Source organism: Rhizobium sp. SRI_017 (assembly GCF_057586295.1).
Genome location: NZ_JBYCZP010000005.1, coordinates 217,167 through 242,372, shown reverse-complemented (window position 1 = coordinate 242,372; position 25,206 = coordinate 217,167). Strand labels below are relative to the sequence as shown.

The 25,206-nt window shown below is 62.6% G+C and carries 20 protein-coding genes; 11 read left to right on the top strand and 9 right to left on the bottom strand.

Going from position 1 to position 25,206, the window contains the following annotated elements:
• Positions 1 to 10: 10 nt before the first annotated feature.
• From AC2YI2_RS13855 to AC2YI2_RS13835, 5 genes are all read right to left on the bottom strand, one after another.
• On the bottom strand, positions 11 to 1,003 hold the full coding sequence (locus AC2YI2_RS13855; RefSeq protein ID WP_487387059.1) for an aldo/keto reductase: 993 nt from the start codon (positions 1,001 to 1,003) through the stop codon (positions 11 to 13).
• Positions 1,003 to 2,007, bottom strand: a complete 1,005-nt coding sequence (locus tag AC2YI2_RS13850) for a sugar-binding transcriptional regulator (RefSeq protein WP_487387249.1) — start codon at positions 2,005 to 2,007, stop codon at positions 1,003 to 1,005. Before AC2YI2_RS13850 ends, AC2YI2_RS13855 begins: the two co-directional genes overlap by 1 nt.
• A 2-nt stretch (positions 2,008 to 2,009) precedes the next feature.
• Positions 2,010 to 2,999 (bottom strand): ABC transporter permease, encoded by a 990-nt coding sequence (locus tag AC2YI2_RS13845; RefSeq protein ID WP_487387058.1) that lies wholly within the window; start codon positions 2,997 to 2,999, stop codon positions 2,010 to 2,012.
• A 28-nt stretch (positions 3,000 to 3,027) separates the two neighbouring features.
• Complete coding sequence (locus AC2YI2_RS13840) at positions 3,028 to 4,551, bottom strand: sugar ABC transporter ATP-binding protein (RefSeq protein WP_487387057.1); 1,524 nt, start codon at positions 4,549 to 4,551, stop codon at positions 3,028 to 3,030.
• A gap of 242 nt (positions 4,552 to 4,793) precedes the next feature.
• Entirely contained in the window at positions 4,794 to 5,825 is a 1,032-nt protein-coding gene (locus AC2YI2_RS13835; protein ID WP_487387056.1) for a substrate-binding domain-containing protein, read from the bottom strand.
• A 252-nt stretch (positions 5,826 to 6,077) separates the two neighbouring features.
• Between AC2YI2_RS13835 and AC2YI2_RS13830 the strand changes: the two genes are divergently transcribed.
• From AC2YI2_RS13830 to AC2YI2_RS13810, 5 genes are all read left to right on the top strand, one after another.
• Positions 6,078 to 7,028 carry a GlxA family transcriptional regulator gene (locus tag AC2YI2_RS13830; RefSeq protein WP_487387055.1) on the top strand — a complete coding sequence of 317 codons (951 nt, stop codon included), beginning with the start codon at positions 6,078 to 6,080 and terminating at the stop codon, positions 7,026 to 7,028.
• Positions 7,029 to 7,108: 80 nt separating this feature from the next.
• Positions 7,109 to 8,410 carry a M24 family metallopeptidase gene (locus AC2YI2_RS13825; protein WP_487387054.1) on the top strand — a complete coding sequence of 434 codons (1,302 nt, stop codon included), beginning with the start codon at positions 7,109 to 7,111 and terminating at the stop codon, positions 8,408 to 8,410.
• Positions 8,410 to 9,093: an isochorismatase family protein gene (locus AC2YI2_RS13820; RefSeq protein WP_487387053.1), complete on the top strand. Its 684-nt coding sequence runs from the start codon at positions 8,410 to 8,412 to the stop codon at positions 9,091 to 9,093. Before AC2YI2_RS13825 ends, AC2YI2_RS13820 begins: the two co-directional genes overlap by 1 nt.
• Before the next feature lie 251 nt (positions 9,094 to 9,344).
• A complete protein-coding gene (locus tag AC2YI2_RS13815) occupies positions 9,345 to 10,955 on the top strand; it encodes an ABC transporter substrate-binding protein (RefSeq protein ID WP_487387052.1) in 1,611 nt (536 codons plus the stop codon).
• Positions 10,943 to 11,794: an alpha/beta hydrolase gene (locus tag AC2YI2_RS13810; protein WP_487387248.1), complete on the top strand. Its 852-nt coding sequence runs from the start codon at positions 10,943 to 10,945 to the stop codon at positions 11,792 to 11,794. Before AC2YI2_RS13815 ends, AC2YI2_RS13810 begins: the two co-directional genes overlap by 13 nt.
• Here AC2YI2_RS13810 and AC2YI2_RS13805 read toward each other — a convergent pair.
• Together AC2YI2_RS13805 and rhaM are read right to left on the bottom strand one after the other, a co-directional pair.
• Positions 11,788 to 12,531: an SDR family NAD(P)-dependent oxidoreductase gene (locus AC2YI2_RS13805; protein ID WP_487387051.1), complete on the bottom strand. Its 744-nt coding sequence runs from the start codon at positions 12,529 to 12,531 to the stop codon at positions 11,788 to 11,790. The genes AC2YI2_RS13810 and AC2YI2_RS13805 overlap by 7 nt on opposite strands.
• Before the next feature lie 27 nt (positions 12,532 to 12,558).
• Positions 12,559 to 12,873, bottom strand: a complete 315-nt coding sequence (gene rhaM / locus AC2YI2_RS13800) for an L-rhamnose mutarotase (RefSeq protein ID WP_487387050.1) — start codon at positions 12,871 to 12,873, stop codon at positions 12,559 to 12,561.
• Between the two features lie 157 nt (positions 12,874 to 13,030).
• Between rhaM and AC2YI2_RS13795 the strand changes: the two genes are divergently transcribed.
• The gene (locus tag AC2YI2_RS13795; RefSeq protein ID WP_487387049.1) at positions 13,031 to 13,462 is read left to right on the top strand and encodes a MarR family winged helix-turn-helix transcriptional regulator; all 432 of its coding nucleotides are present in this window, start codon (positions 13,031 to 13,033) and stop codon (positions 13,460 to 13,462) included.
• On the opposite strand, the gene AC2YI2_RS13790 is transcribed toward AC2YI2_RS13795, so the two are convergent.
• On the bottom strand, positions 13,463 to 14,047 hold the full coding sequence (locus tag AC2YI2_RS13790; protein ID WP_487387048.1) for an SRPBCC family protein: 585 nt from the start codon (positions 14,045 to 14,047) through the stop codon (positions 13,463 to 13,465).
• On the bottom strand, positions 14,044 to 14,373 hold the full coding sequence (locus AC2YI2_RS13785; protein WP_487387047.1) for an ArsR/SmtB family transcription factor: 330 nt from the start codon (positions 14,371 to 14,373) through the stop codon (positions 14,044 to 14,046). The genes AC2YI2_RS13790 and AC2YI2_RS13785 overlap by 4 nt, the downstream gene beginning before the upstream one ends.
• A 155-nt stretch (positions 14,374 to 14,528) precedes the next feature.
• Between AC2YI2_RS13785 and AC2YI2_RS13780 the strand changes: the two genes are divergently transcribed.
• The 5 genes from AC2YI2_RS13780 (at position 14,529) to AC2YI2_RS13760 (ending at position 25,156) form a co-directional block, all read left to right on the top strand.
• Positions 14,529 to 17,849 carry a transglutaminase family protein gene (locus tag AC2YI2_RS13780; protein ID WP_487387046.1) on the top strand — a complete coding sequence of 1,107 codons (3,321 nt, stop codon included), beginning with the start codon at positions 14,529 to 14,531 and terminating at the stop codon, positions 17,847 to 17,849.
• 29 nt (positions 17,850 to 17,878) lie between these two features.
• Positions 17,879 to 20,275: a circularly permuted type 2 ATP-grasp protein gene (locus AC2YI2_RS13775; RefSeq protein ID WP_487387045.1), complete on the top strand. Its 2,397-nt coding sequence runs from the start codon at positions 17,879 to 17,881 to the stop codon at positions 20,273 to 20,275.
• A gap of 8 nt (positions 20,276 to 20,283) precedes the next feature.
• Positions 20,284 to 21,165 (top strand): transglutaminase family protein, encoded by an 882-nt coding sequence (locus AC2YI2_RS13770; protein WP_487387044.1) that lies wholly within the window; start codon positions 20,284 to 20,286, stop codon positions 21,163 to 21,165.
• A gap of 118 nt (positions 21,166 to 21,283) precedes the next feature.
• Positions 21,284 to 22,447, top strand: a complete 1,164-nt coding sequence (locus tag AC2YI2_RS13765) for a vWA domain-containing protein (RefSeq protein ID WP_487387043.1) — start codon at positions 21,284 to 21,286, stop codon at positions 22,445 to 22,447.
• Between the two features lie 243 nt (positions 22,448 to 22,690).
• Positions 22,691 to 25,156, top strand: coding sequence for a glycogen/starch/alpha-glucan phosphorylase (locus AC2YI2_RS13760; RefSeq protein WP_487387042.1), 2,466 nt, complete (start codon positions 22,691 to 22,693; stop codon positions 25,154 to 25,156).
• The last annotated feature ends 50 nt before the right edge of the window (positions 25,157 to 25,206 follow it).

Here is a 25,206-nt window from a genome sequence, read left to right as displayed (position 1 = left end):
TCTGGTCTCGTTATCCGTCCATGGCCGACAGCCATGCCGTGATCGCGCGGTCGATGGTGGAATGATCCTCGGGCGAGAGCCGGATCTCGCCGGCCCGCGCATTGTCGATGGCCTGCGCCGGATTGCGCGCGCCGCACAGCGCGAAGGTCACGCCCTGCTGCGCCAGCGTCCAGGCGATGACGATCTGGGCGATACTCGCGCGATGCTGATCGGCCACTGGCCTGATCGCCTCGGCAAAGCCCGCGACTTTCCTGCGGTTCTCGATCGAGAAGCGCGGATTGTCCTTGCGCTGATCGTCACCCGAAAATACCCGGTCCGGTCCGATCGCGCCCGACAACAGTCCGAGCGCAAGCGACGAATAGCTCAGCGTCGAAATCCCGTTCGCCGTCGTCAGCGGCAGCAGTTCTTTCTCGATCTCGCGATCGATCATACTGAACCGCTCCTGGATCGCATCCAACCCACCCGCGGCGATGTAAGCCTTCAGATCCCCGGCATCGACATTGCTCGCCCCGATCGCACGAATCTTGCCCGCCTTTTTGAGATCCTTGAGCGCATCCATCGTCTCGCCAACTTCGGTCGTCGGGTCCTGCCAATGGGTAATGTAGAGATCGATATGGTCGGTGCCGAGCCGCTTCAGGCTCTCCTCCACTTCGTGGAAGATGGCGTCGCGGCCCAAATAGCGATGAACCGGCTTGCCGTCCTGGTCGAAGAAATGCCGGCCGTTTTGGGTGTGCCAGACGAGCCCGCATTTGGTGGTGATGACGGCTTGGTCGCGACGCCCCTTGAGCGCCTTGCCAACGATCTCCTCCGACCGTCCGAGCCCATAGGCTGGCGCCGTATCGATCAGCGTCACGCCGGCATCGAGCGATGCCTGGATCGCCGCGATCGATTCCGCCTCGTCCGTCCCGCCCCACATCCAGCCGCCGATCGCCCAGGTGCCCAGGCCGACGGCCGAGGCCTTGACGCCGGAAGCGCCGATCTCGCGCATGATCTGATCCGCCATTACGCGCGCCCTCCTTCGGCCATATCGATGACCCGTGACGCCGTCGCCTCGTCGGTGACCAGCGTGTCGAGATGCCCGCCCTTCATGACCGACAGGATCGGCCCTGCCTTGTTTAGACCGGCGGCAACGCCGATCTTGAGTGGGATCTGGGAGAATTCATCGAGCGTCAGCGCCACCAGCGAGCGGTTGAGCGCATAGTCGCAAACCCGGCCTTCGCGATCGAGCAGATGGGCGAGCAACTCGCAATAGGCGCCGGATTTGCCGATCGCGTCGCGGTCAGTGCCGGAGGACGGATGCAGGTCGTAATAGCTCGAATCGTCGGACAGGATCGAGCCGATGCCGACCACCGCGATCCGTGCCGCGCGTGCTCTGGCGAAGACATCGGCCACCGCGCGCATCTTGAGCAGCATGCCGCGCTCGGCAGCATCATCGGCAAAGAGCGGCGCATGGATCTGGTAGGCCCGGCCGCCCAAGCCCTCGGCCATCAGCGCGCCGACATGATTGACGTCGGTATAGTGCTTGCCCTGGACGCAGCCGGTGACCGGCGCGACCTCGACGTCCAGGCCATGCGGCCCATGCAGTCCTGCGACCACGGCCGAAACGCCCTTGCCGCCGGTGATGCAGATCGTATCGCCGTCCGCAATCGTCTCAAGCAGCAGCCGCGCCGCCGCCTCGCCGACAGCCTGAAGCGCCGTCACCTTGTTCTCCGACACCGTGGGCACGACGACGGCGCGCGAAATGCCGCCCAACGCGACAAGCCGCTCCTCCATCTCGACCAGCGGCTCCATCGGCGACCTGATCTTGATCTCCACCAGCCCGAGCTGGCGGCCGCGCTTGATCAACCGGTTGACCGTGGCATGCGACACGCCGAGCCGGTCGGCGATCTGTGCCTGGGTCAGGCCTTCGAGGAAATGCATCACCAGGGCCTGGTGCATCTGCCGAGCGGTGGTCAGTTCCTCGCGCGGCATGGTGACGATTTTGGAGGGGGTCTTGGCGATCGCCATGGTCATGCCTTGCGCTTGTGCAGGAAGTGGTCGGCCGAGACGGCCGCGAGCAGAATGCATCCCTTTATCATGTCCTGCCAATAGACCGATATGTTGAGAAGCACGAGCGACGAGGTGACGACCGAGAGCAGCGCGATGCCGAGGATGGCGCCGAGGATCGTGCCCGAGCCACCATTGAGCGAGGCCCCGCCGATGACAGCCGCGGCGATGATGTTGAGCTCCATGCCGACGCCGAAGGTCGGCGTGGCTGAGCCGAAGCGGGCCATGTAGATCACCCCGGCAAAGCCAGCGAGCGTCGAGCACATCACCGTCACCCAGAACTTCACCTGGTTGGTGCGAATGCCGGAATAGAGCGCCGCCTTCTCATTCGAGCCGGTATAGAAGACCTTGCGGAAGGCGGTCGCCCGGCGGAGCAGGAAGTCGAAGATCACGATGACCGCGAGGAAGATCAGGATCACATAGGGAATGCCGTAGATCGAACCCTGCCCGACCGCCTTGAATTCCGGTGGTAGCGTGAAGAGCGAGATCGGCGTGCCCTTGGTAATAGCAAGGCAAAGGCCGCGCACGATCACCATCGCCGCAAGCGACGTTATGAAATGGTTGAGGCCGACGACCGTTACGAAGAAGCCCATCACGGCGCCGATCGCGGCGCTCATCAATATGCCGAGCAGTGACGCGGTCCAGGGATCGACCCCCATCACGAACATCGAACCGGCGAACACCATGGCAAAGCAGAGCACCGATCCGACCGCGAGATCGATACCGCCGACGATCAGCAGCACCGTCATCCCCACCACCACGATGCCCTCGATCGAGAAGGACATCAGCATCGCCCGGAAATTGCCGAGCGTGAGGAAATGCGGCGAGGCAAAGCTCATCATGATGCAGAGCCCGAGAATGATCGCAATCAGCCCCGCCTCGCGCATCGTCGCGAGCCGCTTCCATGTCGGCGCCCGCGCCTCCCGCGCCATCATCACCGTATCGACGGCCATCAGTCTTCCTCCCGTAGTCTTTTCCGTTTCAGGCGGCATGTCGCGCCTGCGTGTTTTTTCCGATGCCGGAAGCCAGCCGCATCACTGCCTCCTCCGACATCTCGTCCGCCCCGAGCTCGCCCGCGACCCGGCCCTCGCGTACCACCAGCACCCGGTCGCAGAGGCCGAGCAGTTCCGGCAATTCCGAGGAGATGACGACGATGCCAATCCCGGATGCGGCGAGTTCCCGCAGCAGCCGATGGATCTCCGACTTCGCGCCGACATCGATGCCGCGGGTGGGCTCATCCATGATGATCACGCGCGGCTCGACCGCGAGCTGCTTTGCGATTGCCACCTTCTGCTGGTTGCCGCCCGACAGCGACGAGACCGGATTGCCGATCCCACCCATGCGAATGGACAGCTGGCGCGCCAGCCTGTTCGCCTGCGACGCCTCGGCCTCGCGATCGACCAGGCCCATCCGCGTCACGCGATCGAGATCGAGCGCCGAGATATTGCCCGCGATCGAGAGATCGAGAAACAGACCAGAACCCTTGCGGTCCTCGGAGAGGTAGACGATGCCGGCCGCGACTGCATCGGAATAGCGCTTGATCTTCTGCCTCTTGCCCGCCAGCACGACCTCGCCGACCGTCACGGGTCGCAGCCCACAGACGCCCTCCGCGATCTCCGTGCGGCCCGAGCCGATCAGCCCGCCGATCCCGAGAATCTCACCCTTCTCCAGCTCGAAGCTGACATGCGCAAACCGCTCGCCGTCGCCGAGCCCGCGCACCGAGAGAATGGCCTCGCCTGTGCGGTCATCTTCGCGGAGCTTCGCCGGATAAAGCTGCTCGATCTCGCGGCCAACCATGCGCCGCACCACCTCATCCGGCGTCGTTTCGGCAATGGTCTCAGTGCAGACATAGCGCCCGTCACGAAACACGGTGACCCGGTCGCAAAGCGAGAAAATCTCGGCCATGCGGTGGCTGATATAGATGATGGAAATGCCGTGCGCCTTCAGGTCGCGGATGATGCCGAACAGGATCTGCGCCTCGGTCTCGGTCAGCGCCGCGGTCGGCTCGTCGAAGATCAGCACCCGGCAGTCGAGCGTCAGCGCCTTGGCAATCTCGACCAGCTGCTGCGTGGAAATCGGCAGATCCGCGACGCGCTGGCGGACATCGACCGACGCCAGCCGGTTCATCACCTTCTGCGCATCGCGCATCAGCGCGGCGTAATTCATGAAAAGCTTTCTGCTCGCGCCGGTCGCCGCCATGAACATGTTCTCGGCAACGGAAATGTCGGGGCAGAGCGCGATCTCCTGATGCACCAGCCCGATACCCAGCGCCTTGGCGGAGGCCGGTGAGGATATGCTGATCAGCTTGCCGTCGAGCCTAATCTCGCCGTCGTCCGGCTGCAGCACGCCTGCGATGATGTTCATCAGCGTCGACTTGCCCGCGCCATTCTCGCCGCAGAGCGCGTGGATCTCGCCCTTCTCGAGCGCGAAATCGACTTCGGTCAGCGCCCTGATCGCCCCGAAGCTTTTCGAGACCTGGCATATCTGAAGCACGGGGTCTGGCATGATTGTTTCCTTAGACGTCGAGGACATTGTTCTTGAGAGGCCTGCGATCCGCTCTCGCTTCTCCCCTTGGGGAGAAGGTGGCCGAAGGCCGGATGAGGGGTTCTCACAACGCCGAATGCGCCTTTGAGAACCCCTCATCGCCTCGCATTCGCTCGGCACTTCTCCCCAAGGGGAGAAGCGGGAGACTGCTTCACCGCCGTCATTTCCATCCGACGCGACAGCCTCCCGCGAGACCTATCCCCTTACTCCTCAATCCCCTTCGTCCCGCGACGCTTGAGATACTTGTCCCAATAGAAGTCGTCGGCATTGTCAGCCGTCACGATCGAAAGACCATTGTCGACGACAGGCACGCTCATCGGGTTGAAGCCCGAGCGCTTGGCGTCGTTCATCGGGTCGATCAGTTCCGGATGCTTGGCCAGGAACAGCAGCATGAAGCCCATGTAGCCCTGCATGCCCTGGTTCGGATTGATCGAGCCGAAGACCTCGCCGGCCTTGATCATGTCGAGGATGTTGGCGTTGACGTCGGCGCACATGACGAGCACCTTGCCGCCGCTTTCCTTGGCCGCCTGGGCCGCACCGATCGCCGAATTGGCTTCCGGCATGAAGACGGCGTTGAGATCGGGATTGGCCTGGATGATGCTCATCAGGCCCTGATAGGCCTTGGCCGGATCCTGGTTGGAGGCCGCGCGGCCCACCAGCTTCATGTCAGGATACTTTTCTTCCATCCGGGCGATGAAGGCCGCGATCCGCTTGTCGTGATTGTCCTGGCCCGGATTTTCCAGCACCGCATAGGTGCCCTTGCCGCCGAGCTTGTTGGCAATCGCGTCGGCCGCATAGGTGCCTTCGCGGGTATTGTCCGAGGTGATGAACGAGACGCGCTTGGACAGCGGCGAGTCGGCCGCGAAGGTGACGATGGCCGTGCCCTGGTCGATGGCGCGGTTGATCGGTTCAATGAAGGGATCTGAATTCATCGGATGGACGAGGATGCCGGCCGGGTTCTGGGCCAACGCCTGGTCGAAGGACGCGATCTGCTTGTTGACGTCATATTCCGGCGTGCCGGTATAGGCCGTCTCGCAGCCCAGCTGCTTGCCGGCCTGCTTGAACATCTCATAGACCGGGAACCAGTATTCGACGCCCGAGACCATGACGTTCATCACATATTTCTCGCCGGGCTTGCAGCGAAAGGCGACGTCGGTGTTGGCCAAAGCAGTGCCAGACATCAAGGTCGCGCCTGCCACCATGGCCAGTGCGGTCGTACTGAAAAATTTGCGCAAAGTTCCTCCTCCGGGCCCAAGCCCGCTCCAAATTGCCGGCGGCGCCCGTCGGGCGGCCTCTGATCAGGTGAATCCGGCGCTCCTCCTCGACCGCCGGCAAGGGGGAGATAAGCACAGCCAAAACAGCTTCGTCAATAAAATTCATCACGTGAAATATATTTCATAAGGCGCCGATCCAAGGCCGCGATTGAATTGTGACCCACCTTCGGTGAAGTATGGCCGACCGCACCCTCGTCCCATGACACTCATCCCGTGACCCGCAGCTTCGCCATCCTGATCTTTCCCGGCTTCCCGATGATGGCCTTTTCCTCGGTCATCGAGCCCTTGCGCGCCGCCAACAAGCTGTCGGGCGAGGAACTCTATCGCTGGTCGATCGTCGGCGGCGAGCGCGGCGTCATCCGCGCATCGAGCGGCATCGCCGTGACACCTGATTATTCGGCCTACAATGCCCCGACCGCCGACTATATCGTCGTCTGCTCGGGCGGTGATGCCGACCGGCTGCAGGCACCGCAGCCGCTCAACTGGATCCGCAAGAACCTGCGCAACGGCGCCAATATCGGCAGCGTCGCCGATGGCGCCTTCTATCTCGGCCGCGCCGGCCTGCTCGACGGTTTCTCCTGCACGCTGCACTGGCAGAGCCAGCCCGCCTTTGCCGAGGCCTTCCCTGAGGTGAAACTGGAGCGCGACATCTATGTCATCGACCGCTCGCGCTTCACCTCGGCGGGCGGCATCGGTGCCTTCGACATGATGCTCGATCTCATCGGTCGGCATCACGGCGAAGAACTCTGTCGTGGCGTCGCCGAATGGTTCGTGCATGACCGCATCCGTGCCTCGACCGACCGCGAGCGGCTGCAACTCCGCCTCCGCACCGGCATCCGCGACGACCTCGTGCTCGACGCCGTTGACCAACTCGAAGCCGGCGGCGAGGGACAGGTCGAGATTTCCAAGGTGGCGGCCCGTCTCGGCGTCACCATCGAGCGGCTCGAACGTGCCTTCCGCGCGGAGGTTGGCCTGCTGCCCGGCGAATATTACAAGCGCATGAAGCTCAAGCGCGCCCGGGATCTCCTCGAACATTCCGCCATGTCGGTGCGCGAGATCGGACTCGCCAGTGGCTACCAGAGTTTTTCGGCTTTCGTTCGCGCTTTCCGCACTGTCTACGGCAAGACGCCCGGCCAGGTCCGCCGCGTCGTCGGTGAGCGATAGCGGCACATAAGCTGCGGTTTCCTGCACAATCCTCGATGCTGCGATCGCTATAGTCGGCTGGCAATTGGAGAGGTGCCGGCATGTCCATCGTTGTTTTTGACCCTGATCGCGTCGATGATGTCGACTGGCAAGACCGGATGCGCCATCCGATGGCCGAGGACCCGTCCAACGGCATGTGGCTGTCAGATACCGAACCATCCGCCATCGACGCCTACCAGCTTCGCCAGGAGCGGCTGGCCAAGGTCCGCGCCTGGCTGAAAGCGTCGGCTTACGGCGGTGTTCTCCTGTTCGACCCCTATAACCAGCGCTATGCCACCGGCACCCGCAACATGTTCGGCTATTTCCTGCGCAATTCGACGCGCTACATCTTCATCCCCGCCGAAGGCCCGATCACGCTGTTCGACTATCCGCAGAGCTATCATGTCTCCACAGCGCTCGAGACGATCGACGAGGCGCGGCCGTCGAAGCTCGTCTGGTCCTCGGTATCGAACAAGGACGAATCCACCGCCGCACCCTTCGCCCGCGAGATTGCCGACCTGATGCGCAAGCAATCGCCCGGCAACAGGAAGATCGGCATGGACCGCTCGACCCATATTCAGGCGCTGGCGCTCGAAGCCGAGGGGCTCGAGGTGCGCGACATCCAGGGCGAAATCCTCGCCGTCCGCGCCGTCAAGACACCGCAGGAAGTCAAGTGCCTGCAGGTCTCGATGGCCGGTGCGGAGGCCGCCGTCTCTGCGGTCCGTGATGCCATCAAACCCGGCATCAGCGAGAACGAACTCTTCGCGGTCATGTATGGCGAGGTGATCCGCCAGGGCGGCGAATTCATCGAAACCCGGCTGTTGACCTCGGGCCAGCGCACCAATCCCTGGTTCAACGAGGCGAGCGGCCGCAAGCTGCGCCCCGGCGAACTCGTGGCGCTGGATACCGACACGATCGGCTGCTACGGCTATTATTCCGACTTCTCCCGCACCTTCCGCTGCGGGCCGGGCCGGCCGACCGAATACCAGAAGATGCTCTATCGCATGTCCTACGACCAGGTTCAGCACAACATCGATCTCATCAAGCCCGGCATCACCTTCCGCGAGATCGCCGACCAGGCCTGGAAGATCCCGGCGCGCTTCGTCGACCAGCGCTACACCTCGGTCATGCATGGCGTCGGCATGCACGGCGAGACGCCCTTCATCGCCCATGCGATAGATTTCGAGACCTACGGCCGCGAAGGCCATCTCGAGCCGGGCATGGTGGTCTCGGTCGAGAGCTATATCGGCGAGAAGGGCGGCCGCGAGGGCGTCAAGCTGGAAGAGGAGGTGCTGGTCACCGAGACCGGCGGCGCGCTGATCTCCCGCTTCCCCTTTGAAGATGACCTGCTTGGAAATCCCTGATGCATGCCGACCTGACGCTTGATCCCAAGAAGACCGCGCTGCTGCTCGTCGATCTGCAGGAAGACCAGCGCTCCGACCCGCTCTGCATCGCCGCCGATCTCGACAAGGTGCTGGACCGATCCGCCCGCCTGCTGGCCGCCGCCCGTTCGAGCGGCGTGCACGTTTTCCACGCCGCCTTCGTCCGCGATTTCGACATCCGCCCACCGCGTCCCTTCGAGCCACTCGCCGAGGATGGCGGCCCCGCCTTCAGCCGCCGCGAGAGCCCGCTCGTTGCCATCTGCCACGAGGTCGCCCCAACCGACGGCGAGGTCGTGCTGCACAAGAACGACGCCTCCGCCTTCGAAGAAGGCTCGCTGCAGTCCAGACTGGAAGCGCTTGGCATCGAATGGCTGGTCATTGCCGGCGTCTGGACAGAGGCCTGCATCGCAGCCAGCGTCCGCGACGCCATGGCCGGCGGCTTCCGCGTCCTGATCGTCAAGGACGCCTGTGCCTCAGGCACCGAGGCGATGCACCAGACCGGTGTGCTCAATCTCGCCAACCGCCTCTACGGCGGCGCCATCGCCGACACGGCGCGGACAGAATCTCTGCTGCGGGGCGGCACGTCCAGGGCATGGTTCAACACCATGCCCGTCCCCTTCCGCTTCACGCTCGAGGATGCGCCAAGGCTCTATGCCAGCCTTTGATCCGGCTCTCCCTCAGTCTTCACCCCGAGACTGAACCCGGGCGTCCAGCCCCATCTCCGCCAGCCCTGTTTCACACGGGCTGGCGTTCTTGTTTCCATCGCAGCTTAAAACCATTCCTGACGATTGCTGCACATTTTTTGCCGAACCCTGCCCATTGATAGACCGCTCCCAGTCCTAGGATCACCGCGAGCAAAAACTGCCAGATGTCAAAAGGCAGGTTGCGGGGATCAATCGAAAACTGGAGAGCTGAGATGACCGACAATGAGCAGTCACGGGGGTTGGCGCGGCTGACGTCGCAGGCCATGTCCGGAAAGATCGACCGGCGTCAATTCATGCAGGGCGCGCTGAGCGTCGGCCTCGGCGTCACCGCCGCGTCCAGCCTCTTTGCGCGCGATGTCGCCGCCCAGACGCCGAAGTCGGGCGGCTCCTTCCGCGTCGGCCTCGATGACGGCAACACCGCCGACAGCCTCGATCCCGCCACCTACAATTCGCGCTTTATGATCACCATGGCGCATACCAAGAACAACTTCCTCACCGAGATCGCGCCCGACAATACGGTGACCGGCGAACTCGCCGAAAGTTTCGAGGCCTCCAAGGACGCCAGGACCTGGACCTTTCGCATCCGCAAGGGCGTCGAATTCCACAACAGCAAGACTTTTGACGCCAATGACGCCGTCGCCTCGCTCAACTATCACCGCGACGAGGCCTCGAAGTCCGCCGCCAAAGCGCTGCTCGATGGCATCGAGGAGATCAAGGCAGACGACGCCAACACCGTCACGATCAAGCTCAAGAGCGGCAATGCCGACCTGCCCTATGCCCTGACCGACTATCATCTCATCATGATGGCCTCGAAAGACGGCAAGGTCGATCCGCAGGAATCGTCAGGCACCGGTGCCTACAAGCTCGAGGAATTCGAGGCAGGCATCCGCGCCGCGTTCAGCAAGCATCCGAATTACTGGAAGAAGGACCGCGGCCATTTCGCCGATGTCACCTTCACCGCCGTCAACGACGTCGTCGCTCGCCAGTCGGCGCTGGCCTCCGACAGCTTCGATGCCGTTATCGAATGCGACTACAACACGTCTGACATGATTGCCGCGAACCCGGATCTCCGCCTCGACGAAGTCCCCTCCGGCACCCATGTCGGCATGCCGATGTTCTGCGACGCCGAGCCGTTCAGGAACAAGGACCTGCGTATGGCGCTCAAGCTCGCCTGTAACAGGCAGGTTCTGATCGACCGCATGCTCAAGGGCCACGGCTCTATCGGCAACGACCATCCCATCGCCCCGATCATGCCCTTCTTCGACGCCTCCCAGCCGCAGCGCGAATATGATCCCGACAAGGCCAAGGCGCTGATCAAGAAGGCCGGACTCGAAGGGCTGAAGATCGACCTTTCCGCGGCCGATACGGTGATTACCGGCGCGGTCGACATGGCGACGCTCTATGCCGAAATGGCCAAGCAGATCGGCGTCGAGATCGCGGTGAAGCGCGAACCGAACGACAGCTACTGGAGCGATGTCTGGCTGAAGAAGCCATTTTGCATGGCCGGCTGGGGCCAGCGCCCGACGCCCGATATCATCTTCTCGCTCGGCTATGCCAAGGGCGCGGACTGGAACGAGTCGCATTTCGAAAACGAACGCTTCAACGTGCTGCTCAATGAGGCGCGGGCCGAGATCGACGCCAAGAAGCGCACGGAGATGTATGGCGAAATGCAGCGGCTGGTCAGCGATGATGGCGGCACGATCATCCCCTTTTTCCGCAACTGGCTCTATGCGCGCCGCGCCACCGTCGCCCATTCCGGCCAGCTCTCGGCTAACTGGCCGCTCGATGGCGCGCGCGGCGCTGAACGTTGGTGGTTCGCCTGACGGAGGAGAGCGCCACGCACTTCGACTGGCTGAATGGCGATATCGGGACGCTGCGTGAGGACTATGCGCGCGCCCGGGCAAAGCCGGTTCCTCCGGATGCCGTCTGGTATCGCATTGGAGCAAACACCCATGCCGTCGGCGTGCTTTGCTTCCCCGGCGACGGGGAGGCGAAGACGGCCATCGTCTATTTCCACGGCGGCGGATTTATCGTCGGCTCGCCGGTCACACATGCCGACATCGCCGCCCGCCTTGCCCGTCACACCGGGCTCCCGGTCCATTCCATTGACTACCGCCTGGCCCCGGACCACCAGGCGCCGGCGCCCGCCGAGGATGGCATGGCAGTGATCCGCCACCTGATCGAAACCGGCATCGACAATCTCGTCATCTGCGGCGACTCCGCAGGTGGCGCCATCGCGCTCGCCACGGAAACAAGCCTCCCGGACAATCTTCGCAACCACATCATAGGCGTGGCGAGCTTCTATGGCGCCCACGGCCTGCTGGATACGGAGTCCATCCGCACGCGCGGCAATCGCGCCGACGGTACCGATCGCGACTGCGTCAAGCGCTATTTCGACCTCGCCGGGCGTGACGCCTATTCGATCGAGACGCTGGTCAAACCCTCCCCGGTCCCGGTCTATCTGATTGCCGCCGAGGATGACGCGCTTCGCGACGACACCCTTGCCCTCGCCCAGGCACTAACCTCACAGGGCCGCGACGTCTCGCTCGATCGCGTCCCCGGCGTCGATCATGGCTTCCTTCACGGCGGCGAAGGAAGCGCCGCCGCTAAGGCTGCCCTCACCCGCTTCGCTGCCTGGCTCGCAGCAATGCAAACTCAATAAGTCGCCCGACCACCCGAAAGATCGAAAACCGACGCCGTCGTAAAGCTGTTCTCGGCCGACACCAGCCACGCCACCATCGACGCCGCCTCCTCCACTTCGAGGAACCGCCCGCGCGGAATGCGCACCCGCATATATTCGATGAACTCCGGCGTGAGCTGTTCGAGGATCCGCGTCTGCGCCGTCGCCGGCGTGATGCAGTTGACCGCGATGTTGAAGCCCGCCAGTTCCTTGCCCAACGATTTGGTGAGCCCGATAACGCCCGCCTTCGAAGCCGAATAGGCCGAGGCATTGGGATTGCCCTCCTTGCCGGCGATCGAGGCGATGTTGACGATGCGGCCATAGTTCTGCGCCTTCATGTCGGGCACGAAGGCGCGGTTGACCAGGAACGTGCCGGTCAGATTGATGTCGATGATCCGCCGCCACATGGCGATGTCGTAATTTTCGAGCGGCGCGGCAGGTCCGGCAATGCCTGCGGAGTTGACGATGATGTCGACCTGTCCACGGGCCAGCGTCGCCGCGTGCGCCCGCTCCACCTGCTCCCAGTCCGATACGTCGACGACCTCGCCCGCCGCCGCGGCTCCGAGCGCCTCGACCGCCGTGTCGAGAACGTCGCCGTCCATGTCCCACAATGTGACCCTGGCGCCAGACTCGATCATCCGCTTGGCCATGGCAAAACCCAGCCCCTGCCCACCGCCTGATATCACGGCGTGCCGTCCGTCGAGGTCGATCCTGTTCATGCATCCTCCCGCATCAAGGGTATGACGCTACTCCATATAGAAAACACGGGTCAGCGGCACCTGCACAGGTGTGTTATCCCCTTCTACCGCCATCACGTCGGCCATGTAGTCCCACCACTTCCGCATCACCGCCTCCTTGGGAAGCGCGTCCAGGCCATGGTTTTCAGGGCGTTTGAGGATGCCGAACAGATGGTTGGTCTCCTCGTCGAGCCAGATCGAATAATCCGACACGCCAGCCGATTTCAGCAGGGCCACGAGCTCGGGCCAGATCTCGTCATGGCGCCGCTCATATTCCGCCTTCTGCCCAGGGTTGAGCACCATGCGAAAGGCGATGGTCTCCATATGAGCTTCTCCTAACATGCTGATATTGCCTGACAACAGGCAACTTCACTGATCACATTATAGATTTGTTTAGGCTCTCTCGGCAAAGCATTTGACGGAGCTCGGCTTCCGTCATTTTTATCCGCCGCGCCCGGGATGAACCGGGGCCGGAGAAGCCATGATGACACCATCCGCGACTGCACTTGCCGATTTGCTCGAACTCATCGCCCGCATGCTGCATGCACGCGGTTACCAGCATGACATGTTTCCAGCGCAATGGGTGGCGCTTAGATACTTTTCCAAAGCCCGACGCGATCTCTGTACCGCAAGCGAACTTGCCCGTTTCCAGGGCATGGCAAACGGCCCGGTGAGCCGGACCGTGCGGACGCTTCTGCACAAGGGGTTGCTGGCGAAATCGAAGGATCAGCCGCGCGGTAAGGCGGAAATCCTTGAAGTCACGACATCCGGGCGAGCGCTCCTGAAGCTCGATCCGAGCCGGGAGATTGAGTCGATCCTGTCGGGCCTCAGCGATGAGGCCCGGGTCCTGCTCAGTGACACGCTTGAGCTCTTGATCCGCAGGCTGTCGCTGCCACTGGCCAAGATCGCTTGATCAGCGCATGCGCGGCGGGATCGCTGAAATGGGATCGCGCATGCGTTCCTCCGTCGCCCGCCGCGCTGCCTCGGCAAAATCCTCCGCGACGCCGTTCGAACGCGGTTCCTTCCAGAGGAGATCGGTGAAAAGGCCCGCCGTGTACATGACCGCCAGTTGTTCGGAGAGCTTGTCGAGCGCGCTCGTCCAACCCCAGCGATGGTCTTCGCAATCCTCGAAACTGCCGAATTCCTCTTGGCGGAAGCGCATTTTGGTGCGGCCATCGCCGAGATCGTCGAAATGAATGGTCACCAGCGTCTCGTAGCGATGCCAATGCATGGACGAGGAAAAGACCAGCTTTGAAGGCTCCTGGATGTCATGATAGGTGCCCCAGACCCAGGTCTCCTGCGTGCCCTGATCCATGCAGAAGCGCCAGCCGCCGCCCACGCGAAAATCGACCTCGCAGGTTGTGACGCTATGGCCGCGCGGTCCGTACCAGCGGATCAGGTGCTTGGGATGCGTCCACATCGCAAAGACAATTTCGCGCGGCGCGTCGAAGACCCTTTCGAAGGCGAGTACCCGGTCCGACTTGCTCATCACATTCATTTCTTTTCCTCCATGATCTCTTCGAGATAGTCGTCCATCCGGTCGAAGCTATCGTCCCAAAACCGACGCATCCGCTTCGTCCAATCCTTGATTTCCTCGAGCTTCTCGCGCTCCAGCCGGCACGGCCGAAGCTGTGCATCGCGACGGCGGCTGATGAGCCCGGCCTGTTCCAGCACCTTGAGATGCCGCGAGATCGCCGGGCCGCTGATGTCGAAGGGCTCGGCCAGTTCCTGCACCGAGGCCTCGCCGTCAGCGAGGCGCTGGATGATGGCGAGCCGCGTCGGATCTCCGAGCGCCGCAAAGACGAGTGACAGATCGCGTTGCATATCTAACATTTCTGTTAATTAACTTTTTTGTTAAATACAGCGCCGATCGATGGGAGTCAAGGCGCCAACCTGTGGCTCCTACGTCGATTAACGGTTGCTTTCCGAGTTTGCAGCGCACAAGATCGATAAATAAAAGCAGGGGAACAAGGCAGCTTATGTCGATCAAGGCCAGTATCTATCACCTGACGCATTACAAGTACGACAAGCCGGTCATCCTCTCGCCCCAGGTCATCCGCCTCCGGCCCGCGCCGCATTCCAAGACCAAGGTGCTGAGCCATTCGCTGCGCGTCTCGCCCGAAGGCCATTTCGTCAATTTCCAGCAGGATCCCTACGGCAACTATCTCGCCCGCTTCGTCTTTCCCGAGCCGGTCACCGAACTGAAGGTCGAGGTCGACCTCGTCGCCGACATGACGGTCTACAATCCCTTCGACTTCTTCGTCGAGGAAAGCGCGGAGATGTGGCCGTTCGCCTATCCCGAGGACCTCAAGGAAGATCTTTCCATCTACATGAAGCCGGAGCCTCCCGGCCCGCATCTGCAGGCGTTCCTCGACACGCTCGACCGCTCGAAGCAGAAGACGGTCGACATGATCGTCGCCCTGAACGCGCGCCTGCAGAACCAGATCGGCTACGTCATCCGCATGGAACCCGGCGTGCAAAGCACCGAGGAAACGCTCAGTTTCGCGCTCGGCTCCTGCCGCGACACGGGCTGGCTGCTCGTCGAAACGCTCCGGCATCTCGGCCTCGCCGCCCGTTTCGTCTCCGGCTACCTGATCCAGCTCGCGCCCGACATCAAGGCGCTCGACGGTCCGTCGGGCACCGAGGTCGATTTCACCGACCTGCATGCCTGGTGCGAAGTCTATATCCCCGGCGCTGGCTGGATCGGCCTCGATCCGACCTCGGGCCTGCTGACCGGCGAGAGTCACATCCCGCTCGCAGCCACGCCGCACTTCAAGAACGCCGCGCCGATCACCGGCGGCTATTTCGGCCAGGCCGAAACCGAATTCGCCTTCGACATGAAGGTGATGCGCGTCTCCGAACATCCCCGCATCACCAAGCCTTTCCCGCAGGACAGTTGGGAACATCTCGATGCGCTGGGCGAGCAGGTCGACGCCCTCCTCAAGGCCGAGGACGTCCGCCTCACCATGGGTGGCGAGCCGACCTTCGTGTCGATCGACGACTTCCAGTCCGACGAATGGAACACCGGCGCTGTCGGTCCGCAGAAACGCGGCCTTGCTGACGCCCTGATCCGCCGCCTGCGCGAGCGCTTCGCACCCGGCGGCTTCCTGCATTATGGCCAGGGCAAGTGGTATCCGGGCGAAAGCCTGCCGCGCTGGACCTTCTCGCTCTACTGGCGCAAAGACGGCCTGCCGATCTGGCGTGACGAACAGCTCGTGGCGATCGAGCGCGACGACTACAAAGCGACGATCGAGGATGCCGGCAAGCTGCTCGCGGCGATCGCCGTGGAACTCGACCTGACGCCCGAAAATGTCCAGCCCGCCTTCGAGGATCCCGCCGAATGGATCGTCAAGGAAGCCAACCTCCCTGAAAATGTCGATCCGGCCAATTCGAAGATCAAGGATCCCGAGGAACGCAACCGCATTGCCCGCGTCTTCTCGCGCGGCCTCGACACGCCGTCGGGCTTCGTGCTGCCGGTACAGGCCTGGAATGCGCGTGCTTCGGGCCGTGTCTGGGTCAGCGAGAAATGGAACACGCGGCGCGGCCGCATCTTCCTGGTGCCCGGCGATTCCCCCGTGGGTTTCCGGCTGCCGCTCAATTCGCTCCCCTATATCGCACCCTCCTGGTATCCCTATATCAACCCCGCGGACCCCACCGTCCCGAGGCCGAATCTGCCGGATTTCTCCGTGGAGAAGGGCAGGCTGATGCCGGAGCATTCGCTCAGGCCCGACATCCCGCAGCAGCCTCAGATCGGACAGTCCTATGAGGAAATCGGCGGTCGCGTCCGCACGGCGATCTCGATCGAACCGCGCGACGGCAGGCTTTGCATTTTCATGCCGCCGACGGAGCAACTCGAGGACTATCTCGACCTGATCGCCTCGGCCGAACGCGCCGCCGCCGCCCTCGGCCTGCCCGTCCATATCGAGGGCTACACCCCGCCGCAGGACGAGCGCATCAACGTCATCCGTGTCGCGCCCGATCCTGGTGTCATCGAGGTCAACATCCATCCGGCTTCGAACTGGCGCGAATGCGTCGACATCACCACCACGATCTACGAGGAAGCCCGCCAGTGCCGCCTCGGCGCGGAAAAATTCATGATCGACGGCCGCCATACCGGCACCGGCGGCGGCAACCATGTCGTGGTCGGCGGCGCCAATCCCAACGACAGCCCGTTCCTGCGCCGCCCGGACCTGCTCAAGAGCATCGTGCTCTACTGGCAGCGCCATCCGTCGCTGTCCTATCTCTTCTCCGGCCTGTTCATCGGCCCGACCAGCCAGGCGCCGCGCATCGACGAAGCCCGCCACGACGGCCTCTACGAACTCGAAATCGCGCTCGCCCAGGTCCCGGCACCCGGCAAGGGCGTCCCGCCGCTGCCCTGGCTCGTCGACCGCCTGTTCCGCAATCTGCTCGTCGACTCCACCGGCAATACCCACCGTGCCGAAGTCTGCATCGACAAGCTGTTCTCGCCTGATGGCCCGACGGGCCGCCTCGGCCTTGTCGAATTCCGCGGCTTCGAAATGCCGCCGGATTCGCGGATGAGCCTTGCGCAGCAGCTCCTCGTCCGCGCGCTGATCGCCCGCTTCTGGAAATCGCCGGTCGAAGGAAAGTTCACCCGCTGGGGCACGACACTGCATGACCGTTTCATGCTGCCGCATTACGTCTGGGCCGACTTCATCGATGTCCTTGAGGACCTCAAGATCCACGGCTTCGCTTTCCGGCCGGAATGGTTCGAGGCCCAGCTCGAATTCCGCTTCCCCTTCTATGGCGAGGTCGATTTCGAGGGTACCAAGCTCGAACTCCGCCAGGCGCTCGAACCCTGGCACGTCACCGGCGAGACCGGTGCCATCGGCGGCACGGCCCGCTTCGTCGATTCCTCGGTCGAACGGCTGCAGGTCAAGCTCGAGACCACCAATCCCGAGCGCTTCTCGGTCGCCTGCAACGGGCGTCCGGTTCCACTTACCAACACCCAGACGCGCGGCATCGCCGTCGCCGGCGTGCGCTACAAGGCCTGGCATCCGCCGTCGGGATTCCACCCGGTTCTGCCGGTAAACACACCGCTTACCTTCGATATCTATGATAACTGGTCGGGGAAAGCCGTGGGTGGCTGCATCTATCACGTTGCGCATCCCGGCGGCCGGAACTACGAGACCTTTCCGGTCAATGGCTATGAAGCTCAGGCAAGGCGCCTCGCCCGCTTCGAGCCATGGGGTCACACGGCCGGGCGCTACCAGCTATTGCGGGAAGCGCCGCATCCGGATTTCCCGCTGACGCTGGATCTGAGAAGGCCCGCCGGGATATGAAGAACGGGCATGTGAAAGACAGAGTGTAGATGACCGCAACCGGGGCACAGGCGAAAGCCGGAGCGAAAAAGAAGCTGGACTACCGGCCGCTGGCAGGCGCTCCCGATGAAATGCTGGGACCCGATGGCCAGGTGCGCCCGGTCTGGCAGCATTTTCTAGAACGGCTATCGGGCATGGACGAGTCCGAACTCGATCGCCGCATCGACAGGGCCGATCGCTATTTGCGGGACGCCGGCGTCTTCTATCGTGTCTATGGAGGCGCGCCCAATGCCGAACGCTCCTGGCCGCTCAGCCACGTCCCCGTCCTGATCAGCGACAAGGAGTGGCTCGCGCTTTCCGAGGGCCTGGTGCAGCGCGCCGAACTTCTCGAACGCATCGCCGCCGACATCTATTCCGACAATCGCCTGGTCCAGGAAGGCGTTCTGCCACCGGCGCTGATTGCCGGCAACCCGGAATTCCTGCGTCCCCTCGTGGGCCTCAAGCCCGCCGGCGGCCACTATCTGCACTTCGTCGCCTTCGAGATCGGTCGCGGGCCCGATGGTGACTGGTGGGTCCTTGCCGACCGGACACAGGCACCGTCAGGTGCGGGCTTTGCGCTCGAAAACCGCGTGGCCACAACCCGCGCCTTCTCGGACGTCTATGCCGAAACCCATGTCCACCGCCTCGCTTCCTTCTTCGGCGCCTTTCGCGATGCGCTGCAGGCCTACAAACGAAACCCGGAAGACCGGATCGCGGTCTTGTCCCCCGGCCCGGCCAACGAGACCTATTTCGAGCATTCCTACATTGCCCGCTATCTCGGCTTCATGCTGCTCGAGGGCGAAGATCTCACCGTCGTCAACGGCCAGGTCATGGTTCGCACCGTCGCCGGCCTGAAGCCGGTGAGCGTGCTGTGGCGACGTCTCGACGCCACCTATGCAGACCCGCTGGAACTCGACCAGAAATCCCAGATCGGCACGCCTGGTCTCGTCCAGGCGCTCCGCTCCGAAAGCGTCACCATCGTCAATTCACTGGGTTCCGGCCTCTTGGAAACCCGTGCCTTTCTTGCCTTCATGCCGGCCATCTGTCGCCGGCTGCTCGACGAGGAACTGAGGCTGCCCTCCGTGGCGACATGGTGGTGCGGCCAGAAGAACGAGCGCGAGCACGTCATTCGCAATCTCGACCGGATGGTGATCGGTCCGGCCTATTCCCGGCTGCCCTTCTTCGACGACGGCAACGAGTCTCTGCCCGGCGGAAGTTCCAAGGAAAAGAACGCCGCGCTTCTCGAGCGGTTGAAGGAGCAAGGTCATCGCCTCGTCGGACAAGAGGTCGTCAAGCTTTCGACCACGCCGGCCTTCGTCAACGGCAAGCTCTCGCCGCGGCCGATGAGTCTGCGCGTCTTCGCCGCCCGCACCCGCGACGGATGGCAGATCATGCCCGGCGGCTTCGCCCGGATCGGCGCCAGCGACGATGTCTCGGCCATCGCCATGCAGAAGGGCGGATCCGTCGCCGATGTCTGGATCGTATCCGACGCGCCGGTCAAATGGTCCACGCTGCTGCCGTCGGAGGAGACCTTCACCCGCAACATGCCGGGCAGCCTGCCGTCGCGCGCCGCCGACAACCTGTTGTGGCTCGGCCGGTATATCGAACGGGCGGAAGGCGCGCTGCGCATTCTGCGCGCCTGGCACGGCCGCTTCGCCGAATATGCCGACCGGAAACAGCCGCTGCTGGCCAATGTATCCGACTATCTCGACGCGCTCGATATCGACACCGCAGAGGTCGTGCCCGAAAGTCTCGTCATGAACATATCGAGCGCGCTCTATTCCGCCTCGAATATCCGCGACCGGTTCTCTCCCGACGGCTGGCTGGCACTCAACGACCTCGCCAAGACCGCGCGCGACTTCCGCGACAAGGTGCAGCCCGGCGACGACGCCACCCGCGCCATGACCATCCTGCTGCGTAAGCTCGCGGGCTTCGCGGGTCTCGTGCATGAGAACATGTATCGCTTCACTGGCTGGCGCTTCCTGTCGATCGGCCGCCACCTCGAACGTGCACTGCATATGGCGCGCCTTCTCGGTCATTTCTCAGGCGCAGAAGCACCCGATGGCTCGCTCGACATGCTGATCGAGATCGGCGACAGCGTGATGACCCATCGCCGCCGCTACAATGTCGCCACGGCACGCCTGACGGTGACCGACCTGCTGGCGCTGGACCAGCTCAATCCGCGCTCGATCTTCTACCAGTTGAATGAGATCAAGACGGAAGTGGAACTGCTGCCCAACGCAACGGTGAACGGGCAATATTCGCCCTTCTACCGGGAGGTTCTCCGCATCTACAACACACTTTCGCTAATGACGCCGGAGGCTATGACCGAAGAGGTCTATTCGCAGCTCGAATCGGATATGGAGAAGCTGTCCGATCTTCTGGCGAAGACCTACATATCCATCTGAAAGCGGTCATGCTCTACGACATCTCGATGAAGATCACCTACGAATACGAGGTCGGCCCGAGCGGTGCCCGCCACGTGCTTCGCGTGCTGCCGCTGACCCTTTCACCCATCCAGCGCCTCATCGTCGGCACGGTCAGCGTCGATCCGGTCCCTGAAGAGCGTTCGGACTTCATCGACTTCTTCGGCAATCCCGCTTCCTCGATCAGCTTCCGCAACCCGCATCAGGATCTTGAGATCCGCATGCAGGCCCGCGTTCAGGTCGATACCCTGCCGGCGATCGCCGATTTCTCACCACTGGTTTCGAAAGTCACCGACGAGACATTCGAATGCTGGACGCTCCAGCCTGACTCGCCCCACCATTTCCTGTCCGCGAGCCCGCGGCTGCCGCCGAATGCCGAGATCGCCAAATGGGCGCGCGCCCTGGTGAAGCCCTCGATGAGCATCCGCGAGGCCGCCGATGCCCTTTGCCGTGCCATCCACACTGAGTTCACCTATGTACCGGGCGCCACCAAGGTCGACACGCCGGCCGGCAAGGCTTTCGAGCTGAAAAAGGGCGTCTGCCAGGATTTCACCCATGTGATGATCGTGGCGCTACGCTCGCTCGATATCCCGGCGGGCTATGTCTCCGGCTTCCTGCGCACCATTCCGCCGGCCGGCAAGGAACGGCTCGAAGGTGCCGACGCCATGCATGCCTGGGTTCGCGTCTGGTGCGGTCGCGCCACGGGCTGGATGGAGTGGGATCCCACCAACGATATGATGGCTGGCACCGACCACATAAGGGTAGCCTACGGAAGGGACTATTCCGACGTCGCCCCGATGATCGGAATCCTGCGCATCTACGGAGGTCACACAACTGACCAAGCCGTAGACGTCATTCCGGTAAAAGCTTGATTTCGTGTTGCGATTTCGATTCCATCTTTAATAAATTCACAACATATTCAGAAACTCGAATACAATAAATCGCTGTTAACTTTTAGCTTCATCGAAACCCCAACTCTCGAGAAGCGCCATGCCTTTGAACTTTTCGCATATTCGTCGCGAATTTCTGAAAGACAGGAAAGGCAATCTCTCCATTATCGCGGCGATCGTGTTGCCGGTCGGCCTAGCGGCCGCGGGCATGGCGATCGACATGTCGAAGATGGTTGCGTCGAAGGCCGCGCTTCAAAACGCGGCCGATGCAGCAGCACTGGCGGCCGCTTCGTCGCTCGCCAACGAGGAGATCACCACGACCCAGGCCGAGACGCTCGCCGCCGACTTCGTCCGGGGCCAGATGGCCAATCACATCGATGCGCCCGATACGGAAGAAGATCCCTTCGATTTCGCGACTTGCACCAATGTCGACGTCCAGCAGCTGACCACCACGGGCACGGCGAAGAAATACACGGTCAAGGTTTCCACCTGCTACGACGTCAAGTACTCGACGCTATCGGCTTTCATGGGTCGCTCCAGCGGGCGTGTCGCCGTGTCGAGCACCACGCAGTCGACCACGGAGAGCAAGAACGCGCTCTCCATGTATCTCGTCCTCGACCGCTCCGGTTCGATGGCGGAATATACCAACACGGTGTCGGGCAGCTACCAATGCCGCTACGGCCGCCGGACGACGACCTGCTACACCTACTATGACAAGATCACCGCGCTGCGCATCGCCGCCACCAACCTGATGGACCAGCTTAAGGCGGCTGACCCGGACAATATGTTCGTACGCACTGCGTCCGTCTCCTACAACAGCGCCATGCAGACGCCGGTCAATCTTGCCTGGAGCGTCGAGCATGCCAAGACCTACATCTCGCAGCTGACGGCCAACGGCGGCACCGATTCAGGCCTGGCCTTCAAGACAGCTTACAATGCCGTGAGCGCGTCCAGCGAGGATACGCTGCACATGCAGAAGAATGGCCAGGTGCCGTCGAAATACATCGTCTTCATGACCGACGGCGACAACAATTACACTTCGGCAGATACCGAGACCAAGAAGTGGTGCGACGCTGCACGGCAGGCAGGCATCGAGGTCTATTCCGTCGCCTTCATGGCGCCTGACCGTGGCCAGGCACTGCTCAGCTACTGCGCCACGACTTCGGCCCACTACTTCAAGGCCGAGGACGCCGAGGACCTGAATGCGGCTTTCCAATATATCGGAGAGCGCGCCACCGCGACGGCCACACGCCTCACCCAATGAGGTCCAGGGCCTTCCGTCGCCAGGCGGAAGGCTCCGTCCAGTCGGGTGTAAACCGCCGGCCCGCCCCAGCCGGCGGTTTTTCTACGCCCTTTGGCTTGCATCTAAATCGATTTAACGGCTATATCTGTCTGGCTTCAAATAAACCGTTGCATGCGGTTTTGAAGGATGCAAACTTGGTTGCGCCGCCGGGTATTCTCGCTCCCAGGGAATGCTTTCAGGCGTACCACCGAAGACGGACAGGCCATGAACGAAAGCTCCGCTATCCGGGACATTCCGGTTCCCGCTCCCCGCAAATCCGACCCTTCCGTTCTGGCGGCCGATATTGTCGAACGCCTGATCTACCGCATCGGCAAGGATGCCAAGGTCGCCAAGCCGCATGACTGGCTGATCGCAGCGATCCTGGTCGTCCGCGACCGGATCATCGATCGCTGGATGGAGTCGACTCGCAAGACATACGAGACCGGTGCGAAGCGCGTTTATTACTTGTCCCTGGAATTCCTGATCGGCCGCCTGACGCGCGACGCGGTGTCCAATCTCGGCATGATGGACGACCTGCGGGAAGCGCTCAAGTCGCTCGGCGTCGATCTCGACGTTATCGCAGCGCTCGAGCCGGACGCGGCGCTCGGCAATGGCGGCCTCGGCCGTCTCGCGGCCTGCTTCATGGAATCGATGGCCACGACCGATATCCCGGCCTATGGCTACGGCATCCGCTATGTCCACGGCCTCTTTCGTCAGCAGATCGCTGATGGCTGGCAGGTCGAGCTGCCGGAAACCTGGCTCGCCCACGGCAATCCCTGGGAATTCGAACGCCGCGAGAGCGCTTATGAGGTCGGATTTGGCGGCTCTGTTGAGTCGGTGCTCGCGGCCGATGGCGACCCTCGCTATGTCTGGAAGCCGGCTGAACGCGTCATCGCGGTTGCCTATGATACGCCGATCGTCGGCTGGCGCGCCAACCGCGTCAATACGCTCCGCCTCTGGACCGCCCAGCCGATCGACCCGATCCTGCTTGATGCCTTCAATGCAGGCGACCATATCGGCGCGCTGAAGGAGAGCAACAAGGCCGAGTCGCTGGCCCGCGTGCTCTATCCGGCCGATGCGACGCCGGCCGGCCAGGAACTGCGCCTGAGACAGGAATATTTCTTCTCGGCCGCCTCGCTGCAGGACATCATCCGCCGCCATCTCCAGCAGTATAATACGCTCGAGAACCTGCCGGATAAGGTATCGATCCAGCTCAACGACACCCATCCGGCGGTTTCGGTCGCCGAACTGATGCGGCTGCTTTGCGATGTGCACGGCTTCGATTTCGAGACCGCCTGGGACATGACCCAGCGGACTGTATCCTACACCAATCACACCCTTCTGCCCGAGGCGCTTGAAACCTGGCCGGTGCCGCTCTTCGAACGCCTGCTGCCGCGCCATATGCAGATCATCTACGGCATCAATGCCAAGCTGCTGATCGAAGCGCGCAAGGTGAAGAAGTTCAACGACGCCCAGATCGGCGCGATCTCTCTGATCGACGAGGCCGGCGGCCGGCGCGTGCGCATGGGCAACCTCGCCTTCACCGGCTCACACTCGATCAACGGCGTCTCGGCACTGCATACCGAGCTTATGAAGGTCACGGTCTTCGCCGATCTCCACAAGCTGTATCCGGATCGCATCAACAACAAGACCAACGGCATCACGCCACGCCGCTGGCTGATGCAGTGCAACGCGCCCCTGACATCTCTGATCCGCGAGGCGATCGGCGACAAGTTCCTTGACGATACCGATGAGCTGAAATCGCTCGACACGTTCGCCGACGATGGCGAGTTCCAGAAGAAGTTCGCCGCCGTCAAGCGCGGCAACAAGGTCAAGCTCGCCCAGCTGATCCAGAGCCGGATGGGGCTCAAGCTCGACCCGTCGGCGATGTTCGATATCCACGTCAAGCGTATCCACGAATACAAGCGCCAGCTCCTCAACATCATCGAGGCGGTCGCGCTGTTCGACCAGATCCGTTCGCACCCGGAACGCGACTGGGTGCCGCGCGTCAAGATCTTCGCCGGCAAGGCGGCGCCGAGTTATCACAACGCCAAGCTGATCATCAAACTGGCCAATGACGTCGCCCGCGTGATCAATTCGGACCCGTCCGTCCGCGGCCTGCTCAAGGTCGTCTTCGTGCCCAACTACAACGTCTCGCTTGCCGAGATGCTGGTGCCGGCCGCCGACCTCTCCGAGCAGATCTCGACCGCCGGCATGGAAGCATCCGGCACCGGCAACATGAAGTTCGCGCTCAACGGTGCGCTGACCATCGGCACGCTCGACGGCGCCAATGTCGAGATGCTGGAAAATGTCGGCGCCGAGAATATCAAGATCTTCGGCATGACCACCGAGGAAGTTGCCAAGGCCCGCGCCGAGGGCCACAATCCACGCGCGATCATCGAGAGTTCGCGGGAATTGCAGCAGGCGCTGCATGCGATCGGCACGGGCGTCTTCTCGCCGGATGATCCGCATCGCTTCCAGAGCCTTGTCGACGGCCTTTATTCGCATGACTGGTTCATGGTGGCCGGCGATTTCGATGCCTATGCGATTGCCCAGCGAGAAATCGACCAGATCTGGACCGACGAAGCGAGCTGGAATGCGAAGGCGGTTCGCAACACCGCTCGCATGGGCTGGTTCTCTTCGGATCGCACGATCCGGCAATATGCATCCGAAATCTGGAAGGCAGGCTGAACCTGGGGGAGCACTGGGACGTTTAGGCCGAGCACCTCAGATATCGAAGC

Excerpts from the sequence above, each read along its gene's own strand:
- AC2YI2_RS13855 (WP_487387059.1), bottom strand. The coding sequence starts at position 1,003 with ATGGCGGATCAGATCATGCGCGAGATCGGCGCTTCCGGCGTCAAGGCC.
- AC2YI2_RS13850 (WP_487387249.1), bottom strand. The coding sequence starts at position 2,007 with ATGGCGATCGCCAAGACCCCCTCCAAAATCGTCACCATGCCGCGCGAG.
- AC2YI2_RS13845 (WP_487387058.1), bottom strand. The coding sequence starts at position 2,999 with ATGGCCGTCGATACGGTGATGATGGCGCGGGAGGCGCGGGCGCCGACA.
- AC2YI2_RS13840 (WP_487387057.1), bottom strand. The coding sequence starts at position 4,551 with ATGCCAGACCCCGTGCTTCAGATATGCCAGGTCTCGAAAAGCTTCGGG.
- AC2YI2_RS13825 (WP_487387054.1), top strand. The coding sequence starts at position 7,109 with ATGTCCATCGTTGTTTTTGACCCTGATCGCGTCGATGATGTCGACTGG.
- AC2YI2_RS13820 (WP_487387053.1), top strand. The coding sequence starts at position 8,410 with ATGCATGCCGACCTGACGCTTGATCCCAAGAAGACCGCGCTGCTGCTC.
- AC2YI2_RS13815 (WP_487387052.1), top strand. The coding sequence starts at position 9,345 with ATGACCGACAATGAGCAGTCACGGGGGTTGGCGCGGCTGACGTCGCAG.
- AC2YI2_RS13805 (WP_487387051.1), bottom strand. The coding sequence starts at position 12,531 with ATGAACAGGATCGACCTCGACGGACGGCACGCCGTGATATCAGGCGGT.
- rhaM (WP_487387050.1), bottom strand. The coding sequence starts at position 12,873 with ATGGAGACCATCGCCTTTCGCATGGTGCTCAACCCTGGGCAGAAGGCG.
- AC2YI2_RS13795 (WP_487387049.1), top strand. The coding sequence starts at position 13,031 with ATGATGACACCATCCGCGACTGCACTTGCCGATTTGCTCGAACTCATC.
- AC2YI2_RS13790 (WP_487387048.1), bottom strand. The coding sequence starts at position 14,047 with ATGAATGTGATGAGCAAGTCGGACCGGGTACTCGCCTTCGAAAGGGTC.
- AC2YI2_RS13785 (WP_487387047.1), bottom strand. The coding sequence starts at position 14,373 with ATGCAACGCGATCTGTCACTCGTCTTTGCGGCGCTCGGAGATCCGACG.
- AC2YI2_RS13780 (WP_487387046.1), top strand. The coding sequence starts at position 14,529 with ATGTCGATCAAGGCCAGTATCTATCACCTGACGCATTACAAGTACGAC.
- AC2YI2_RS13775 (WP_487387045.1), top strand. The coding sequence starts at position 17,879 with ATGACCGCAACCGGGGCACAGGCGAAAGCCGGAGCGAAAAAGAAGCTG.
- AC2YI2_RS13770 (WP_487387044.1), top strand. The coding sequence starts at position 20,284 with ATGCTCTACGACATCTCGATGAAGATCACCTACGAATACGAGGTCGGC.
- AC2YI2_RS13765 (WP_487387043.1), top strand. The coding sequence starts at position 21,284 with ATGCCTTTGAACTTTTCGCATATTCGTCGCGAATTTCTGAAAGACAGG.
- AC2YI2_RS13760 (WP_487387042.1), top strand. The coding sequence starts at position 22,691 with ATGAACGAAAGCTCCGCTATCCGGGACATTCCGGTTCCCGCTCCCCGC.